This is a genomic window from Methylophilus sp. 14 (assembly GCF_015354345.1).
In the GTDB taxonomy this organism is placed as follows: Bacteria; Pseudomonadota; Gammaproteobacteria; order Burkholderiales; family Methylophilaceae; genus Methylophilus.
Map to the genome: position 1 here is coordinate 479,154 of NZ_JADKYS010000001.1, position 17,553 is coordinate 496,706.

Consider the following 17,553-nt stretch of genomic DNA (forward strand, 5'->3'; position numbering starts at 1 on the left):
CTTGGAGAGAAAGCTCTGATATTAAGGAGTCAAAAATGGCAACAAAAATCTTTAATGCGACAGAAACTGAATATACCGGGACTGCAAGTGCTGACTTTATAGTGGGCAATAATCTTGGAAACTATATTGATGGCGGTGCTGGTAACGACTTCATTTCTGGAGGTAGTGGTGATGACGTTTTATTAGGTGGTGATGGCAATGATGTGATCTCTGGTGGCGCAGGTAATGATGTGATCGATGCAGGGAATGGAAATAATATCGTGGATGGTGCTGATGGCAACGACTACATTGCTGCGGGGGATGGTAACGATATTCTTTCTGGTGGGGCCGGTGATGACACCGTTTTCGGTGGTGATGGCGATGATGTCTTAACGGGCGGTGCAGGTTCAGATTACGTTGAAGGACAAGGGGCATCATTCGGTAATGAAACTGTGGATGGCAACATATATCTCGCAACAAGTGATGATTTCCTGATTGGTGGAGATGGTAATGATACTTTTGTGATTACCACGGAAGAAAATGCGGCTAACCTCTACATTAGCGGCGGTGTGTCGGGTCTTGACAATAATGGTGATCCTGCTCGGTACATTGACGTGAGTGAACTCGAGGGTGAAGAGGAGGAAGGTGGGGAAGAGGAGTTAGTTGTATTTGATACCGTCACTAATCAATATGTTGAAATTGAAGATCAGGAGATGTCTGAAGAGATTGAAACTGATGTTCGTTTAAACATTGTGACTCGTCCAGGCTCTTCTGCAATTAGCACATTCGCAACCACTATTGCTGGTTACAATGCTGTAGATACAATTGCTTTCACCCAATCTGGGGAGTTTGAAGGCATTGCTTTTACTGGGATTGAGCGTATTGAGTTGTCGAGTGGTGTGAGTATTACACTTGAAGCGGAACAACTTGAGGCAAACGGTGAGTCTCTGAGCCTCGGTGAATTAAACCCAGGCTATCAAATTCACGGCGTAGCCGGTGGTGATGTTGAAAATGTCACTGTTGAACTTGAGTTTGAAGAAGAAACTTTTGAGCCAGCCGCTACCATTGTAGGTGCATCACCTGTCACCTACGACAAAGCGGTATTTGAGGTAGATGACTTCTCTGTTGCTCATATCTACCACAACGTTGATGTGACTTATGATGCATCTGAAGGTGTTGCTGGTAGCTTCACCCGCATTGACGGTGCTAACGAAGGCAGCGATGCGCACGAAATCGTTGAAGGTAGCGAGGGTGTGGATTACGCGACGATGCGCCTGGGTGATGACACTGTGTATGGCAACGGCGGCAATGACTTGCTGATTGGCCATGGCGGTGCGGATTACCTCGACGGTGGCGAAGGCGATGACATTTTTGTGATCGGCGGTTTTGGTAGTGGTGTGCAAGGCACGACTTCTAAGGCAGATGACGGTAACAAAGAGTGGATTGCGACTGGTGCTAAGCATGATGTGATCGTCGGTGGTGACGGCGTGGATACGTTGCGCATTACCACTGGCATTGGCGCGAACACCAAAGCCAACGGTACGGTGGTGCTCAATAACGACAACTTCAAGTCTATGGAAGTGGTGCAAGTGGGCGGTACAGTGGGTCGTTTGAACGTTGAAAACACTGACTTGCAGTTGCTCAACGACCATTACTACTTTAAAGCCAATGGCACCGTGGCTGACCTCTCCAATACCCTGGGTAACAACGGCGGCACGATCAACAACGTCGTCGTTGATGCATCTGGCCTGACCACCAATGGCTTGCGTTTTGAAGGTAATGCTAACCAGCAAACCTTTATTGGGACCAGCAAGGCTGACGTGTTTGTTGGCAATGGCGGTAACGATACGCTGACTGGCGGCGGTGGTAAGGATACCTTTGTGTTTGGCAAAGTGTATGAAGAAGTGGTGACTGGCTCTTCTACCACTGTGCAAACTTACACTAACACGGCGTTTAACCTGACCGGGGTAGACACCATTACTGATTTCACCCGTGGCACCGACAAAATCGAGTTGCACCTGGATCAGTACAGCCAGTTGGCCGGATTCAATGCCAGCATGCTGCGTGTGAACAGCACAGGCACTGCACAAGATGCCAATGATTACCTGGTGTACAACACCACCACCAAAACCCTCAGCTATGACGCCGACGGTAACGGTAGCGGTGCGAAGGTAGACATTGCCATCCTGACAGGCGTGAATACATTGTCAACCTCTGACTTTGTGATCGTCTAATCACGATGTAAGCGGGCAGGCGGGGGAACCCGCTTGCCAACTTTCCATACTGAATTCTTTGTCGTGAAAATGTCGTCGCAAGCTGAATCCATCAAGCAAGTCATGTCTCAACTCTGGCCGCTATGGCGCAAGGTCTGGCTGATTGGGGTGGTGACTCATCTGCTGGTCCTGGTGCCCTCCTGGTACATGCTGGAGGTGTATGACCGCGTCATTAACAGCCGTAATGTCTCAACATTAGTCATGCTCACGCTGTTGGCCGCCTTTGCTTATCTGGTGATGGAAGCACTGGAATGGCAGCGTCGTAATGTGTTGCAAGTCGGGGCAAAGCGCTTCGAGCAATTATTGCAGCAACAAGTGTTTGAGCGTGTATTCGCCGCCAAATTGGCCCTGCCGATGTTTCCTGCGCAGCAAGTGTTTGCCGACTTTTCTACCCTTAAAAATGCCTTGCATTCCCCGGCCCTGCTTGGCCTGATTGATGCACCATTTTGTTTGATTTTTCTCGCTGCAGTGTTCTGGATTCATCCGGCACTGGGCGTACTCACGTTGTGCGGGCTGGCGATACAACTCGCATTGACCGTGCACAACCAGTCACACGTGGCACCGTTGATGAAAGAGGCCAACCAGCATGCGCTGGAATCACAACGCTACTTTGCCAGCATCAGCCGTCATGGCGATGTGATGCATGCCATGCAGATGCTGGCCCCGGTGGAGCAGCGCTGGTTGCAGCATCAGCACGGATTTTTATGGCAACAGGCGCAAGCGTCAGAGCTGGCAGGCAAAAGTGCGGCTGCTTCGCGTTGGCTGCAAACCTTGCAAACCAGCCTGATTTTAGGCCTGGCCTGCTATCTGTTTATTGCCGGTGAGTTGTTTAATGGTGGTGCCATGATGATTGTGGCTTCAATTTTAGCGGCACGCGTGCTGACGCCGTTGGTGCAGTGCGTGGGTCATTGGAAAACCTATGAACAAGCCTGGACAGCTTACCAGCGTATCGCCAGCCTGATGGCGAATGCCAGCGCAAGCACTGACGGGTTGGTGCTGCCACCACCTACGGGTGAGGTGACCGTAGAGCAGCTGAGCTATGCCATGCCGCAAGCGGGTAAATCTTCGGCTGAGGTATTTATCCGCCAGGTGCAATTTAAATTAAGCGCCGGGCAAGTGTTGATTGTGGCGGGGGCTTCCGCATCGGGCAAAACAACCTTGGCCAAATTGCTGGTAGGTTTATTGGCACCCAACAGTGGCCGCGTACGGTTTGATGGCGTGGATGTGCATCGCTGGGACAAAACGCAACTGGGTCCGCACCTGGGCTATCTGGCGCAGGAAGCCGATTTATTTGATGGCCCGATTGTCGACAATATCTGCCGCTTTCAGACGCCTGACCGAGAGGCCCTGACTGAGGTGCTGACCTTGCTCGGGCTCTACGAATGGGTACATCAATTGCCTGATGGCCTGAATACGGTCATTGGTCAATCTGGCATGCCGCTTTCTGGTGGCGAGCGCCAACTGATTGGCCTGGCAAGAGCCTTTTATGGCAAGCCGCGTATTGTGGTGCTGGATGAGCCGAATGCTAACCTGGATACCACCGCCGAGCGCACCTTGCAGCACGCGATTGCACACCTGAAGCAACAGGGCACGACTTTTATCATCATCAGCCATTTGCAGCACATTTTAAGCATCGCCGACCTCATGCTGGTGATGTGCCAGGGGCAGATGATCCGCTACGGCAAACCGGCAGAAGTGCTGGCCAGTTTTCAAGCCGCGCCTGCACAAGCAGGGGCTGTAAAAACAGAGACAGGAAAGGTGGCACAGTCATGATGCTCACTCGTTCACCCGCATGGCAGCCGCCACTGTGGTCTTTTATGCAGCCGTTTAAAGGTGCTTTTTTGCAAATGGTCTGGCTCAGTTTGCTGACCAATGTGCTGATGCTGGTGCCCACCTTGTATATGTTGCAGTTGTACGACCGGGTCATGCTCAGCCGCAATACGCTGACGCTGGTAGCCATGACCGTATTAACGGCCGGGCTATTGTTGCTGATGGCAGGTGCAGACTGGTTGCGCAGCTTATATGCGATTAAAACTGGCGTGCAGTTTGACCTCACGTATGGCAAGCAGGTGTTTGCTGCTGTGTTCGACGCACGTCAGCAGCAGAAGCCACCTGCTGAGTCATTGCAGCAATTAACCGCCATTCGCCAGTTTATGACGGGTCAGGGTTTGTTTGCCTTGCTGGATATTCCCTGGAGCATGATTTACATCCTGGTGTTGTTTGCCTTGCACCCGGTGCTGGGTGCCACTGCTATGGTATTTTGCCTGGTGCAATGTGCGGTGGCGTTGTTGAATCAGCGCATGACGGCATCGCCAGCGCAAACCGCACAGACGGCAAAGCATGACACCGAGCATTTCGTGCAGCAAAAAATCCAGCATTTGCAGTCCAGTGTTGTGCTGGGCATGTTGCAAACCTTGCGCCAGCATTGGCAGGCATTGCTGGCCAAACAATCACTGGCAGAGGATGTCTGGTTACAAGCCAGCGACCGTAGCCAGTTTGTCAATAAATGGGTGCGCTACACCTTGCAGTCACTCATGTTGGCAATGGCGGCTTGGCTGACCATACGCGGTGAAATCAGTGTGGGCTCCATGGTGGCGTCGAATGTGCTGATTGCACGTGCTTTGCACCCGTTTGATGTCATGGTGCACAGCTGGCGCCAATGGTTGCAGGCGCAGTCCGCTGCGGCAGATTTGCAGGGTTTGTTGCGCAACAATGCTGTGCAGGCAGCGCTGCCTGCGATACCCCTGGTACGGCCTTATCAACTGGGCTTGCATGCCGTTGGTGTCACCGCTGCTTCGCGCCGCTTATTGCATGAGGTGAGCCTGACTATTCAGCCTGGACGGTTACTGTGTGTGATGGGGCCATCGGGCGCGGGCAAAAGCACTTTGGCACGCCTGTTGGTCGGGGTGGTGTCGCCCACGGCTGGCGACTATCAAATCAATCAATCTACCATTACGGCAGACAATGCACGTGCGCTGATGACCAGCGTCGGCTATTTGCCGCAACAGGTGTCTTTGCTTGAAGGCACCATTGCCGAAAACGTGGCCAGGTTTGGTGAGTTGGAGAGTCAGCATATTTTGCAGGCCTGCCAGCGTGTGGGGTTGCACGAAGCGATTTTGCGTTTGCCGCAAGGCTATGACACACGCCTGGATGAGCAAGGCTTGCCATTGTCTGGTGGACAGCGCCAATTGCTGGGCCTGGCGCGTGCCATTTACAAAGAGCCAGCCTTGCTGGTGCTGGATGAACCGAATGCCAGCCTGGATGAGTTTGGCGAAGCCAGGCTGATGCAGTTGCTGCAAGCCTTGAAAACCCTGAATACTACCATTGTGGTGATCTCGCATCGCTCCGGCATCCTCAAGATTACTGACGACCTGCTGGTGCTCAAGCGTGGCGAAGTGTTACACCATGGGCCACGTGATGCGGGGATTGTCTATTTAAACCAATTACATGCTGCGACCAGCAGTGTAGCGACGGAGCCTGCATGCGCCTGACGATGAATCCTGCTGTTTCTGACAATGTGCACGCCATTGAGTCTTATGCGCATAGCGTTAGCCATACCCGCAAAGGCGCCGCCATTTTGCTGCTGGGCCTGGCTGGTTTTGTGCTGTGGGCGGTGTTTGCGCCGCTGGATGAAGGTGTGCCCACTGAAGGCGTGATCAGCGTCGAAACCAATCACAAAGTCGTCCAGCATTTAACGGGTGGCATGGTCAGCGCCTTGCAGGTGCACGAAGGGCAGGAGGTGCAGACTGGCGACGTGCTGTTTAAACTCGATGCGCAGGCCAGCAAGGCACGCTATGAAGAGGTATGGCAGCGTTATGCCGGTCTGCGTGCGCAGGAAGACCGTTTGCGTGCCGAGCAGGCCCATCGTGCGGTGATTGATTTTCACCCGGATTTGACCAGCCAGCAGCAGGATCCGTTTATACAGCAGCACATGCGTAACCAGAGCCAGTTACTGGCTGCCCGGACCTCAGCGCTGGCAGCGGATATCGCTGGTAAAAAAGAATCCATCGCAGGTTACCAGGCATTGATTGAAGGTTATCGCGGCGTGTTATCCAGTCATGAATCACAACTCACCTTGCTCGAAGAGCAATTAAAAGGCGTACGCGCCTTGACCGCAGAAGGCTATGCACCGCGCAATCAACAGAATGACCTAGAGCAGCGCGTGGCAGCGCTGTATGGCGAGCGTGCCAATACCCAGGCCAATATGACACGTGCCCAACGTGCCATTCTTGAGTTACAGCAGCAGATTAACCAGCGCAACCAGATCGAGCAGAAAGAAATTGATGCTGATATGGCGCAGGTCAAATTGCAGGTGGAGGCGGATGCGCAGAAAGTGCTGGCTTTGCGCCAGGAGCTTGGACGCACTGAAATTCGCTCCCCGGCATCTGGCCAGGTGGTGGGCTTGCAGGTGCATACGGTAGGCGCGGTGATCCAGCCTGGTCAAAAGCTCATGGACATTGTGCCGTCCGGCGAGGCATTGATTGTCGATGCGCAAATCCCGCCGCATCTGATAGACAAGATCCATGTCGGCCAGGCGGCGGATATCCGTTTTTCTACCTTTGCCAACAGCCCACAGTTACTGGCAGAAGGACAGTTGAAGTCGGTCTCTAAAGATTTGTTGAGCAAACCTGCTGCCACGGTAGAAGGTAGCCAAAGCTATTACCTGGCGCGCGTGATGCTCACCGATAAAGGCATGCAAGCCTTGCAGGGGCGCCAGTTACAGCCTGGCATGCCGGTGCAGGTGGTGATTAAAACCGGCGAACGCACACTGTGGAACTACCTGATGCATCCACTCAGCAAACGCCTGGCGGCGTCGATGAAGGAAGAGTGATGCGCGCAGCAGTAAAGTTGAAATATGGACTGCAGTTGTGGCTGCTGGTGACAGGCTTGTGTTCGGGGGTGGCGGTCTTGCAGGCGCAAGAAGACCTGAATGGCCTGTATCAATTGGCGGTGACTAATAATGCTGACTATCGTGCGGCACTGGCGAATACAGAGGCTGAGCGTGAGGAGCTGACCAAGGCGCGGGCGCTGTTTTATCCCAAGGTGCAACTGGGCCTGACCAAAGGCCGCGGCAATACCGACCGCACCACGCAAACAACGCTGGGCGCGGTGAATAGCGAGTTGGATTATTCGCTGGAAAATTACAATCTTTCGGTCAAACAACCTTTGTTTAACCGCGAGACCATGGCGATTTATGGCGGGGCCAAATCGTATGTCAGCGCACAGGAGTCCTTGCTGGAACAGGAGAATGCCAAGCTGATTCTCAAACTGGTGTCGGTGTACTTGGAAACACTGTATGCGCAAGACCGGGTCAGTGTGCAGCAACGCAAACTAGACGCAGTGAGCCAGCAATTGCGCCAGGCTGACCAGCGCTATGTGCATGGCAGCGGCACGGTGGTCGAGGTGAGTGAGGCGCAGTCTAACCTGGACGTGGCGAAAGTGGAGCACATACAGGCCAGTAATGATTTGCTCTCAAACCAGCAGAGCTTGCAGATTCTGACCGGGGCATCGCAGGGCTTGTCAGCCACCCTGGTGGTGGATGGCCTGCGTGGATTAAATGCCTCAACGCAGTCTTTGGATCACTGGCTGGCAATGGCGCGGCAACATCATCCGGAGTTGGCTGCAGCCTACCAGAACGTGGAAGTCGCCAAAAAAGACATTGAGAAAAAACAGGCCGGGCATTACCCGACGCTGGACCTGGTCGGTGTGCGTTCATATAGCCAGAACGACAGTAATAATACGCTGGGCTCGCGCTTTGATACCACCACCATTGCCTTACAGATGAATGTGCCCTTGTTTGCGGGCGGCTATGTCAATGCCAATGTGCGTCAGAGCGCCAGCCGCCTGACTGCCAGTGAAGAAAGCATGACTGCCAAGTCACGCGAGATTGAATTCAATGTGCGCAAATACTACCAAAGCCTGCAGGCACAACAACAATCTATCAGTGCTTATCAACAAGCGGTGCAATCGGCCAGTGTGGCGCTGGATGGCACACAAAAAGGCTTTATGGCCGGGTTTAAAACCAATCACGAAGTGCTGGATGCGCAGCAAAAACTGTTTACCAACCAGTTGTCGCTGACCAAGGCTTATTACAGCCTGATCAGCGATTGGGTCAATTTGCAGTTTAGCAGTGGCTTGCTGACGCTGGAGACGCTTAACCGCGTGAGCCAATTATTTACGCTCAACAAATAAGGAATAAACATGAAGTGTTCAAAGGGGATGAAACAGTCTGGGTTTACCTTGCTGGAGTTGCTGGTGGTGATGGTGATTATCGGCCTGCTGGCGGGTTACGTGGGCCCCAAGTATTTTGCCCAGATTGGCAAATCAGAAACCAAAACAGCTAAAGCACAAATTGAGGCACTGTCACGTGCCTTGGATACTTATCGGCTGGATATTGGCCATTATCCATCGACTGAGCAGGGTTTGGCGGCGCTTAACCGGCAGCCGGATGGCGAAACCAAATGGCAGGGCCCTTACTTGGCCAAAGGCGTGCCCGCCGACCCATGGGGCAGAGCTTATCAATACCGTTATCCCGGTGAGCATGGCGATTACGATGTGTGGACCCTGGGCAGTGATGGCGCAGTGGGCGGACAGGACGCGGATAGCGACGTTGGTAACTGGTAGCGATTTCACCTAAACCACCATGAAGTTTGAATTAAAAGTATTACAGGGCGCGCAGGTCAGTTGGCTGACGGTGGATGCCATGGACCGCCAGTCGGCCTTACAGCAAGCGCAGGCACAAGGCTATGGCGTGTTGCAGGTACGGTCGGCGCGTGCACAGGGCTGGCTACAGTGGCCACTGAAAACGCAGACGTTTAATCTCAGCCTGTTTAGTCAGGAGCTGCTCACGTTGCTGGAGTCTGGACTGAGCCTGATTGAGGCGATTGAAGGTCTGGCTGAAAAAGAGCAGCAAGACCATGCGCGTGCCGTGTTAACGCAGTTGCGCACGGCGCTATTTGAGGGCTTGCCGTTGTCGCAGGCGCTGGCCTTGCAACCAGGCGTATTCAGCCCCTTGTATATCGCCTTGATTCGCGCCAGTGAACGCACCGGTGACATGGTGCAAGCTTTGCGTCGCCATGTCGCTTACCAGACACAAGTAGAGGCGATTCGTAAAAAGATTATTGCGGCTTCGATTTACCCGGTGTTGCTCATCGTGGTGGGCGGGCTGGTCGTGCTGTTTTTACTCGGCTATGTGGTGCCGCGCTTTAGCACCATTTATGAAAGCGGCGGTGACAACCTGCCCTGGGCCAGCCAGATGCTGTTGCGTTGGGGGCAATTATTGCAAGGGCATGGTGAATGGGTACTGCTGGCCACTGTGGGCATGGTGGCCGCTGTGTGGCTGCTGTTTTCACGCCCGGCCAGCAAGGCCTGGCTCATGCAGCGCGTGTGGCAAATCCCCAGTTTGGGCGAGGCCTTGCGCATTTACCAGTTGGCGCGGTTTTACCGCACGCTAGGCATGTTGTTACAGGGAGGAATTCCCTTGCTGACGGCCCTGGGCATGGTGCAATCTCTGTTGCCGCAAGAGTTGCAACTGGCTTTGCAGCGCGTGATTGCCGAGGTGCGTGAAGGCAAGGCTTTATCGGGCGCCATGGAGACACATGGCCTGACCACGTCGATTGCCAACCGCATGCTGCGTGTGGGTGAGCGCAGCGGGCAACTGGATGACATGCTGGGTCGCATCGGCGTGTTTTATGACGAAGAAACAGCGCGGCGGGTGGAGTGGCTGAGCAAGCTGCTGGAACCGGCACTGATGGTAATCATCGGCCTGATTGTCGGGCTGGTGGTGGTGTTGATGTATATGCCGATTTTTGAGCTGGCAGGCGCAATAGAATAGGAAACGCCATCGCATGAATATGCAGGATTTACCACTCACCGGGCAGATGCCGCCGCCATTGGCGACCGCATTGTTGCCGCAGGCACGCCAGTTGGCGCAACAAACCGGCCGTCCGCTGATGGAGGTACTGGAGGAGTTATCTGGCCAGGCACCCGATGCGTTTGTGCAAGCGCTGGGGCAGTGCATGCATTATCCAGCGCTGACGGCGCTGGACCTGCATGCCATGCAGCCCATGTTTGAAGTGTTACGTTTTGCGGATGCCAGCACCTTGCATGCTGTGCTGATGCAGAAACCAGACCAGTCATTACAATTGGTTTTGGCCGATCCGTTCGATGAAGCATTGCAGTTGCGCTTGCAGAGCATGGTGCGTGTGCCGGTGCAGTGGTGTCTGGCACATCGCAACGATATTGCCGCCTGTTTGCAATTTCATGAGGCGCAAATGCGCGCGCTGGATCAGGTGCAACACAGTGACAGCGCAAGCCATGAGGAAGAGGTCCCCGTCGAAGAGCTGTCGCTGAAATCCATCAGCGAAGACAGCAGCCCGGTGGTGCGTTTTGTGCGTTCGACTTTGTATGATGCGCTCAAAGCCGGGGCCAGCGATATCCACCTTGAATCCACCATGCATGGCTTGCGGGTCAAATACCGTATTGATGGCGTACTCAATGAAGTGGGCGGCCTGGCAGGCGTGATGCAGGCCGAGCAAGCCATTTCGCGCATCAAGGTCATGTCCGAGCTGGATATTGCCGAACGCCGCATTCCGCAGGATGGCCGCTGCAAAGTACATGCCCTGGGCCGCGAGATCGACCTGCGTGTCTCCATCATGCCCAGCGTCGTCGGCGAAGATGCCGTGTTGCGCGTGCTGGACCGCAAAGCCCTGAGTGAAGCGCAAGGCATCAGCCTGGAGGTGCTGGGTTTCGCCCCGGACTTACTGGCGCAAATCCGCGCGCAGGCGGAAGCGCCTTATGGTATGTTGCTGGTCACCGGGCCCACCGGCAGTGGCAAAACCACCACCCTCTACGGCATGATTTCCGAAATCAACCAGGGCCAGGACAAGATTATTACCATTGAAGACCCGGTCGAATACCAATTGCCAGGCGTGCTGCAAATCCCGGTTAACGAGAAAAAAGGCCTGACCTTTGCGCGCGGTTTGCGCTCTATTTTGCGTCACGACCCGGACAAAATCATGGTCGGTGAAATCCGCGATGGTGAAACGGCGCAGATTGCCGTGCAGTCGGCGCTCACCGGGCATTTGGTGCTCACCACCGTGCATGCCAATAACGTGTTTGATGTCATCGGCCGCTTCACCAATATGGGCGTGGATGCTTACAGCTTTGTGTCCGCGGTCAATGTCATCCTCGCCCAGCGACTGGTGCGCGTGATCTGCCCATTCTGCAAGGTGGATGATGCGCCGGAACCCGTATTGTTAAGCAAGTCAGGGCTGACGATAGAAGGCACGCAACACTACCAGTTTAAAAAAGGCCAGGGCTGCGGCCAGTGCCATGGCAGCGGTTACAAGGGCCGCAAAGGCATCGCCGAATTGCTGCTGTTTGATGACCGCATGCGCGAACTCATCGTTGCCAAAGCGCCTATCAGCCAGATCAAGGCCCTGGCAGCCACCACGGGGACGCGTGCGATGCGTGATGCAGGCCTGGCTTTGGTGGCGGCAGGCGAAACCACTTTGCAGGAGATTAACCGTGTTACAGCACTCTCCTGACCCAGGTGTGGATTGCCGCGAGGCCGATAGCCGCCGCTGGTGGCAGGCCTGGACTGCGCCGGAGTTGCGTCTGGTCATCACTTGCGATGCATTGGAAGTCTTTCAATTTAAACGCGCCTGGTGGCCGGGCAGTCGTCCGCAGCTTTTCAGCCATCAACGTTATGCTTTGCCAGGCAATGCGCACGATCTTTTGCCGCCAGACGCTTTGTGGCAAACCCTGCATGAGGTGTTGGCGCCATTGGTGGGCCAGCGCTGGCATGTGGTGGTGGTGCTTTCTAACCAGTATGCGCGTTGGTTGGTGCTGCCTTGGCAGCCTGACATCCGCTCGTCCGCCGACCAGGCCGCCTATCACCGCCATGGCTTGCAGCAGGCTTTTGCCAACGATGGACAGGATTGGCAGATTGAGGCCCAGCCAGGGGCTTATGGCCAGGCCACCTTGCTGAATGCACTGCCCGCCGCATTATTGGCAAAGTTGCAGGCCGCACTGGCCGACTATCGGTTGCCCGCTGGCATCATCACTGCCGCGTGGACACTGGCGGCTAACCAGGCCTTGCATATCATGCGTCAGCAGGGCTTTTCAGCTAATGGCTGGATTGTATGTCGTGAGTCCGGTCACTTAACTGTGGCTTGCCTGATGCAGGGTGAATGGCAGCAGATTCGCCAATTACCGGTCGACGCCCATTGGCGGCCGACCTTGACGCAGTGGTTATCACGCGAGCAGGCCATATATCCCGAGCGGGCAGCGTTGCCCATCTTTTTGTCACTAGCCGAGCCTAGTGGAGCTACACCGCAATCTATGTTGCCGTTTCAGGTGGTGGATTTGTGCAGCAGGCTGGATCAACCATCCCAGCCAGCAACGCAACGGAGGATGGCGTAATGCATGTCCGCTTCAATCACGCCCCCGGTCGCCTGCCAGGGCCAGTGGCCACGTTGCTTGGCCTAATTTTGCTAGGCAGTCTGGTTTGGCTAACGGTGGTGTACCAGCAGTTGACCGAGGAAAACACGGCTTTGCAGCAACAATGGCAAACGCATTTATCGTTACAGGCAGCCGACCAGCAAACCGTGCATGTACCTGTGGTCAATCCGGCACTGGCGTCGGATATCGTCGAGGCACAGCGACAGATACATACCCCCTGGCTCGCATTGTTAGGGGACCTCGAGCGTGTCCAGCAAGCCCAGTTGTACTGGCTGCAACTCTCCCCTGATGCCAAGCGTAAACAGATCCGCATGACAGTGCTGGCACAGCAGCGCCAGCAGGGCTGGGCGTTGGTTGAGCGTCTGAAAAAACAGTCTGCGTTAACGGACGTGAAACTCAAGGCCAGCGAAGCGACTGAAGTGAATGGCTTGCGTATGACCACCTTGCATGTGGAGGCCGGATGGCAGTTCTAAATAAAGCCATGCAGCGCGTTCACTACGTGTGCCAGCAAACCTTAAGTACGCACCGCTGGTTGGCAGTCATATTGCTGATCACAGTCGTATTGTTCGGGCTGGTGACCCACGCCTGGTGGCGTGGGCATACCTTGCAACATGCCTTGCAGCAAATGTCTGCGCCCACCAAGCGTGCATTGCCTGTTATGCAGCACAAGCCACAAGTGGTGAGCGTGTTGCAAACCTGGCCCGGTGAAGAGGAGGCTGACAGCATCAGTGCCGAGATCCTGGCGACGGCAGATGCGATGGGCATGGTGTTCGAGCGCGCAGAATTCCAGTCTGCCGCCGTTGAACATTCTGGTTTGCAGGTGCAACGCATTAAGTTACCTCTCAAGGGCGATTATTTGCAGGTACGCCACTTTTTGCAGCAGGTGTTGCAACACTACCCCAGCCTGGCATTAAGCCAGTTCAAACTGCAACGCAGCGATGTGTTGCAGCCTGAGCTTGAGGCCTATGTGGAATTCAGTTTGTATACACGCAAGCGAGGCCAGATATGATGCGACGCGGATTACTATGGGCCGCTCTGGCCTGCACCTTACTGGCATGTTGGTGGGTGGAGCAAGCCGAGCAGGCACCGGTTGCGGCTGTACAGCCGCCTCAACGTCGTGTGAGCCTAGCGCAGGCCTTGCCTCAAGCGGTTGTGCCGAAGCGCATCTCAGCACCGCAAAACGTCTCAATACCGGCAAGCATGACGGCAGTCGCCGACGAACCTGCTATCGACCTGTTTGCCGTGTTGGAAATGCCATCCGCCGACAGTGCCGAGGCTGCCATGCCTGAAGCCGTGAATCCTTATACCTATGCCGGTCGCTTGCAAGAGGATGGGCGCTGGACCGTGTTTTTAACCGATGGCCAGCAACAATACGTATTACATGAGGGCGACCACTTTGCCGAAGGTTGGCGGGTGGCGGTGCTGGATCAACAAAAAGTCGTGCTGCAGCATGCGGCCGAGCGCTTTGAAATCAGGCTGGATAACGGGGTGGTATTTTGAACAAGCAAGTGAATCAGAGAGTGCGTCATTGGGCCTGGCTATTGGGCTGCCCGCTGATATTGGCCAGTTGCAGCAACCTGCTGCCCGCACAGCAAACTGGCGATGCCACGCTGGAACAGGCCAGGCTATATGCCGCACGCGGCCAGGATGATGAAGCCATCCAGTTGTTGCAACCCCTAGTGGAAGCCTATCCGCGCCAGCCACAATACAAAAACTGGCTGACGTTGTTGCAGGAGAAAAAACTGCAAAAACAAGTGCAGCAAGCCGATAGCATGCTGGCTGCCCAGCAGTACGATGCGGCGGCAGAGGGTTATCAGCAGGTGTTGCAGACGGCGCCGAATAACCGTGCTGCCAGTGACGGTTTGCAAAAAGTGCAACTGGCGCGTCAACATGCCGCCCAGATCGCGCAAGTGAAGACGGCGATGCTGGCCGAAGACTGGGCCGGGGCCGAATTTGGTTTACGCAGTATCCTGGCTGAGCAGCCAGCGCATGCTGAGGCGCGGCAATTATTTGAGCAACTGGAGCAGAAGAAAAACGAGCGCAGCAGTGTGGTGCGGCCATTGCAGTCGGCACTCAAAAAGAAAGTCACGCTGGAGTTGAAAAACACGCCGATTAAAAATGCCTTTGAATACCTGGGCAAGGCTGGGGGCCTGAATTTCTCGTTTGACCAGGAGCTCAATGAAGGCATACGCGTCAATGTCTTGTTGCGCGATACGCCGATTGAGCAGGCGCTAGATGTAATTCTTACCAGTCACCAGTTGGGTAAAAAAGTGCTTAACAGCAATACCTTGCTGATTTATCCGCAAGCGCGTGCCGCGCAATATGAAGAGCTGTTTGTGCGCAGCTTTTACCTGACGCATATGGATGCCAAACGTGCGCTCAATATGATGAAAACCGTATTGCGTGCCAGTGATGTGTATATGGATGAAAAGCTGAATACGCTGGTGATCCGCGATACCATGGACCGCATCAAAGTGGCCGAGAAGCTGATTGCCTCGCAAGACCTGAATGAACCCGAGGTGATGCTCGAAGTCGAGGTGATGGAAATCAATCGCCGTAACCTGGAAAACCTGGGCATTCAGTATCCCACCCAAATTGGGGTGGGCGTGCAGGGCAATGCGGCGGGTAACAGTAGTGGCACCCAACCGCAGGCGGGCAAGCTGACCTTGACCGAGTTGCGTAACTTTAATGGCAACCTGGGCGTGTTTTCAATCAATGATCCGGCCATTGTGCTTAACCTGTTGCATCAAGATACTGACACCAATTTGCTGGCCAGCCCCAAAATCCGCGTCAAAAACCGTGATCGCGCCAAAATCCATGTCGGTGACAAAATCCCGGTGTTGACCAGCGTGGCCAGTGCGCAGGGGTTTGTCAGCCAGAATGTGAATTATATTGAGGTCGGCATCAAGCTCGATGTCGAGCCAGTGATCCAGATGCAGGATCAGGTCAGTATCAAGGTCGGCATGGAGGTGAGCAATATTACCGACCAGGTCACCACCAGTTCTGGCGTACTGGCGTACACCATCGGTAGCCGCAACGCCAATACCACCTTGCAGTTACGCAATAACGAAACGCAGATTCTGGCTGGGCTGTTCCGTGATGACGAGCAGAAAACCCGCCGCAAAGTACCGGGCCTGGGCAATTTGCCACTGATCGGCAAACTGTTTAGCAGCAACAATGAAGACAAACGCAAAAACGAAATTGTGCTGCTGATTACACCGCGCATAATGCATAACCTGAGCCCCGCCAGCTCGGTCTACAGCCTGATTCCTTCCGGCATCGCCGCGACGGCCAATCCGGTGGGTGCAGGTGGTGCGCGTACCGTGCAAGCCATAGACACCACACCGTCTGCCCCGGTGGTGACCCCGCAGTCGACACAAAGCAGCAATATGCGTAATGACAGCGGCTTTGCCAACCAGATGATGAACAGCAACGACAGCGCGACGGTGCAACCATAAGGTCAGGCCGCGCATGCTTTCTCTGACTTATCGCAAGGGGTTTACCTTAATCGAACTCTTGGTGACCCTGGCCTTGCTGGCCCTGCTGGTGACCTCGGCCAGCCCGGTGTTGCAGCTCAATGCAAAGCGTGACAAAGAGCGTGAACTCAAGCGCGCGTTATGGCAAATCCGCGATGCACTCGATGCGTATAAAGATGCAGTCGATCAGGGCCTGATTAAGAAAACGGCCGAAGGTAGCGGCTATCCGCCTAATCTGGCAATCCTGGTGACTGGCGTTGAAAATGCGCAAGACACCAAAAAGAAAAAACTGTTTTTTTTAAGGCGCATTCCACGTGACCCGTTTGCGGCAGATGCCACACTCAGCAATGCCGGTACGTGGCGTATCCGCGCTTATGATGGTGCACTTGATGAAATGGCTCAGGATGTCTATGACGTCTCATCACGTTCGCCCGCCATGGGCATTAACCAGCAACCCTATAGTGAGTGGTAAAGCCATGAAACGCGGATTCACTCTGATTGAAATGCTGGTAGTGCTGGCGATACTGGCGATGTTGCTGACCATCGTTTCGCCCAAGTTTATGCATATGCTGCAGCGCTCAAAAGAAACCACTTTACGCCATGACCTGCTGACCATGCGCGATGCGATTGATAAGTTTTACAGCGATAAAAATCGTTATCCAGACACATTGGATGAGCTGGTCGAAAGGCAATACCTCAAAGCCATCCCGCCCGACCCGGTGACTGAGCGCGCGGATACCTGGGTGATTACCTTGCCACCGAATATTGACGAGCAAGGTAGTGTATTTGACGTGCACAGCGGTTCGACGCGATTAGCTGAGGATGGCACGCCCTATGCGCTATGGTAGGCCGCCTGTCGACGGATTTGTGCTGATAGGCATGTTTATGCTGGTGATGCTCAGTGGCCTGGTGATGGCGCAGGCCAGCATGCGCTGGCACACCCAGGTGCTACGCGAGCGTGAAGCCGAGTTGATCCGCGTCGGCCTGGCTTACCGCGATGCCATTGGCCGCTATTACAACCAGACGCCAGGCATCGTGAAAACTTTTCCGCCCACCCTGGAGGCCTTGCAGGAAGATACCCGCTTCCCCACCGCGCGCCGCCATTTACGCAAACCCTACCTCGACCCCATCACGCAACGCGAAGGCTGGGGCATCGTCGAGGCGCCCAGCGGTGGCATCATGGGCATTTATAGCCTGTCTGACAAACCGCCGTTTAAAACCAAAGGCTATCGCGGCGAGTTGCAGCACCTCAACGACAAGCGCTATTACGGTGAATGGTACTTTGTTTATTTGCCGCAGCCAGCGAGTGGCCGCAATGCCTTGTGATGGTTGCAATTGGTTGTGCGTGGTTGTATGCAGCC

The 17,553-nt window shown here is 54.7% G+C and carries 16 protein-coding genes; all 16 read left to right on the forward strand.

Features of this window, described 5'->3' with window-relative positions; genetic code table 11:
* Window positions 1-35: 35 nt before the first annotated feature.
* The 16 genes from INP78_RS02400 to INP78_RS02475 all read left to right on the forward strand — a co-directional run bounded on the left by INP78_RS02400 (window position 36) and on the right by INP78_RS02475 (window position 17,518).
* Window positions 36-2,213 carry a calcium-binding protein gene (locus INP78_RS02400; RefSeq protein ID WP_194740599.1) on the forward strand — a complete coding sequence of 726 codons (2,178 nt, stop codon included), beginning with the start codon at window positions 36-38 and terminating at the stop codon, window positions 2,211-2,213.
* Between the two features lie 102 nt (window positions 2,214-2,315).
* Window positions 2,316-4,025 carry a type I secretion system permease/ATPase gene (locus INP78_RS02405; protein WP_228522603.1) on the forward strand — a complete coding sequence of 570 codons (1,710 nt, stop codon included), beginning with the start codon at window positions 2,316-2,318 and terminating at the stop codon, window positions 4,023-4,025.
* Entirely contained in the window at window positions 4,022-5,743 is a 1,722-nt protein-coding gene (locus INP78_RS02410) for a type I secretion system permease/ATPase (RefSeq protein WP_228522604.1), read from the forward strand. The genes INP78_RS02405 and INP78_RS02410 overlap by 4 nt, the downstream gene beginning before the upstream one ends.
* Entirely contained in the window at window positions 5,734-7,083 is a 1,350-nt protein-coding gene (locus INP78_RS02415; protein ID WP_228522605.1) for an HlyD family type I secretion periplasmic adaptor subunit, read from the forward strand. Before INP78_RS02410 ends, INP78_RS02415 begins: the two co-directional genes overlap by 10 nt.
* On the forward strand, window positions 7,083-8,444 hold the full coding sequence (locus INP78_RS02420) for a TolC family outer membrane protein (RefSeq protein WP_194740600.1): 1,362 nt from the start codon (window positions 7,083-7,085) through the stop codon (window positions 8,442-8,444). Before INP78_RS02415 ends, INP78_RS02420 begins: the two co-directional genes overlap by 1 nt.
* A 9-nt stretch (window positions 8,445-8,453) precedes the next feature.
* Window positions 8,454-8,876 (forward strand): type II secretion system major pseudopilin GspG, encoded by a 423-nt coding sequence (gene gspG, locus INP78_RS02425; RefSeq protein WP_194740601.1) that lies wholly within the window; start codon window positions 8,454-8,456, stop codon window positions 8,874-8,876.
* A gap of 19 nt (window positions 8,877-8,895) precedes the next feature.
* Entirely contained in the window at window positions 8,896-10,086 is a 1,191-nt protein-coding gene (locus INP78_RS02430) for a type II secretion system F family protein (RefSeq protein ID WP_194740602.1), read from the forward strand.
* Window positions 10,087-10,099: 13 nt separating this feature from the next.
* Window positions 10,100-11,800 (forward strand): GspE/PulE family protein, encoded by a 1,701-nt coding sequence (locus INP78_RS02435; protein WP_194740603.1) that lies wholly within the window; start codon window positions 10,100-10,102, stop codon window positions 11,798-11,800.
* A complete protein-coding gene (locus INP78_RS02440) occupies window positions 11,781-12,677 on the forward strand; it encodes a hypothetical protein (protein WP_194740604.1) in 897 nt (298 codons plus the stop codon). The genes INP78_RS02435 and INP78_RS02440 overlap by 20 nt, the downstream gene beginning before the upstream one ends.
* On the forward strand, window positions 12,677-13,189 hold the full coding sequence (locus tag INP78_RS02445; protein WP_194740605.1) for a hypothetical protein: 513 nt from the start codon (window positions 12,677-12,679) through the stop codon (window positions 13,187-13,189). The genes INP78_RS02440 and INP78_RS02445 overlap by 1 nt, the downstream gene beginning before the upstream one ends.
* Window positions 13,177-13,725, forward strand: a complete 549-nt coding sequence (locus INP78_RS02450) for a hypothetical protein (RefSeq protein WP_228522607.1) — start codon at window positions 13,177-13,179, stop codon at window positions 13,723-13,725. Before INP78_RS02445 ends, INP78_RS02450 begins: the two co-directional genes overlap by 13 nt.
* A complete protein-coding gene (locus INP78_RS02455) occupies window positions 13,722-14,216 on the forward strand; it encodes a hypothetical protein (protein ID WP_194740606.1) in 495 nt (164 codons plus the stop codon). Before INP78_RS02450 ends, INP78_RS02455 begins: the two co-directional genes overlap by 4 nt.
* An 8-nt stretch (window positions 14,217-14,224) precedes the next feature.
* A complete protein-coding gene (locus tag INP78_RS02460) occupies window positions 14,225-16,174 on the forward strand; it encodes a tetratricopeptide repeat protein (RefSeq protein WP_368667959.1) in 1,950 nt (649 codons plus the stop codon).
* Window positions 16,175-16,187: 13 nt separating this feature from the next.
* Entirely contained in the window at window positions 16,188-16,664 is a 477-nt protein-coding gene (locus INP78_RS02465; protein ID WP_194740608.1) for a type II secretion system protein, read from the forward strand.
* Window positions 16,654-17,040 carry a prepilin-type N-terminal cleavage/methylation domain-containing protein gene (locus tag INP78_RS02470; protein ID WP_194740609.1) on the forward strand — a complete coding sequence of 129 codons (387 nt, stop codon included), beginning with the start codon at window positions 16,654-16,656 and terminating at the stop codon, window positions 17,038-17,040. Before INP78_RS02465 ends, INP78_RS02470 begins: the two co-directional genes overlap by 11 nt.
* Window positions 17,027-17,518, forward strand: coding sequence for a type II secretion system protein (locus INP78_RS02475; RefSeq protein WP_194740610.1), 492 nt, complete (start codon window positions 17,027-17,029; stop codon window positions 17,516-17,518). The genes INP78_RS02470 and INP78_RS02475 overlap by 14 nt, the downstream gene beginning before the upstream one ends.
* Window positions 17,519-17,553 lie beyond the last annotated feature (35 nt).

What these genes read in the sequence shown, in the direction of transcription:
- INP78_RS02450 (WP_228522607.1), top strand. Translation starts at nt 13,177, where the DNA reads ATGGCAGTTCTAAATAAAGCCATGCAGCGCGTTCACTACGTGTGCCAG.
- INP78_RS02475 (WP_194740610.1), top strand. Translation starts at nt 17,027, where the DNA reads ATGCGCTATGGTAGGCCGCCTGTCGACGGATTTGTGCTGATAGGCATG.
- INP78_RS02410 (WP_228522604.1), top strand. Translation starts at nt 4,022, where the DNA reads ATGATGCTCACTCGTTCACCCGCATGGCAGCCGCCACTGTGGTCTTTT.
- INP78_RS02405 (WP_228522603.1), top strand. Translation starts at nt 2,316, where the DNA reads ATGTCTCAACTCTGGCCGCTATGGCGCAAGGTCTGGCTGATTGGGGTG.
- INP78_RS02430 (WP_194740602.1), top strand. Translation starts at nt 8,896, where the DNA reads ATGAAGTTTGAATTAAAAGTATTACAGGGCGCGCAGGTCAGTTGGCTG.
- gspG (WP_194740601.1), top strand. Translation starts at nt 8,454, where the DNA reads ATGAAGTGTTCAAAGGGGATGAAACAGTCTGGGTTTACCTTGCTGGAG.
- INP78_RS02420 (WP_194740600.1), top strand. Translation starts at nt 7,083, where the DNA reads ATGCGCGCAGCAGTAAAGTTGAAATATGGACTGCAGTTGTGGCTGCTG.
- INP78_RS02400 (WP_194740599.1), top strand. Translation starts at nt 36, where the DNA reads ATGGCAACAAAAATCTTTAATGCGACAGAAACTGAATATACCGGGACT.
- INP78_RS02465 (WP_194740608.1), top strand. Translation starts at nt 16,188, where the DNA reads ATGCTTTCTCTGACTTATCGCAAGGGGTTTACCTTAATCGAACTCTTG.
- INP78_RS02455 (WP_194740606.1), top strand. Translation starts at nt 13,722, where the DNA reads ATGATGCGACGCGGATTACTATGGGCCGCTCTGGCCTGCACCTTACTG.
- INP78_RS02435 (WP_194740603.1), top strand. Translation starts at nt 10,100, where the DNA reads ATGAATATGCAGGATTTACCACTCACCGGGCAGATGCCGCCGCCATTG.
- INP78_RS02445 (WP_194740605.1), top strand. Translation starts at nt 12,677, where the DNA reads ATGCATGTCCGCTTCAATCACGCCCCCGGTCGCCTGCCAGGGCCAGTG.
- INP78_RS02415 (WP_228522605.1), top strand. Translation starts at nt 5,734, where the DNA reads ATGCGCCTGACGATGAATCCTGCTGTTTCTGACAATGTGCACGCCATT.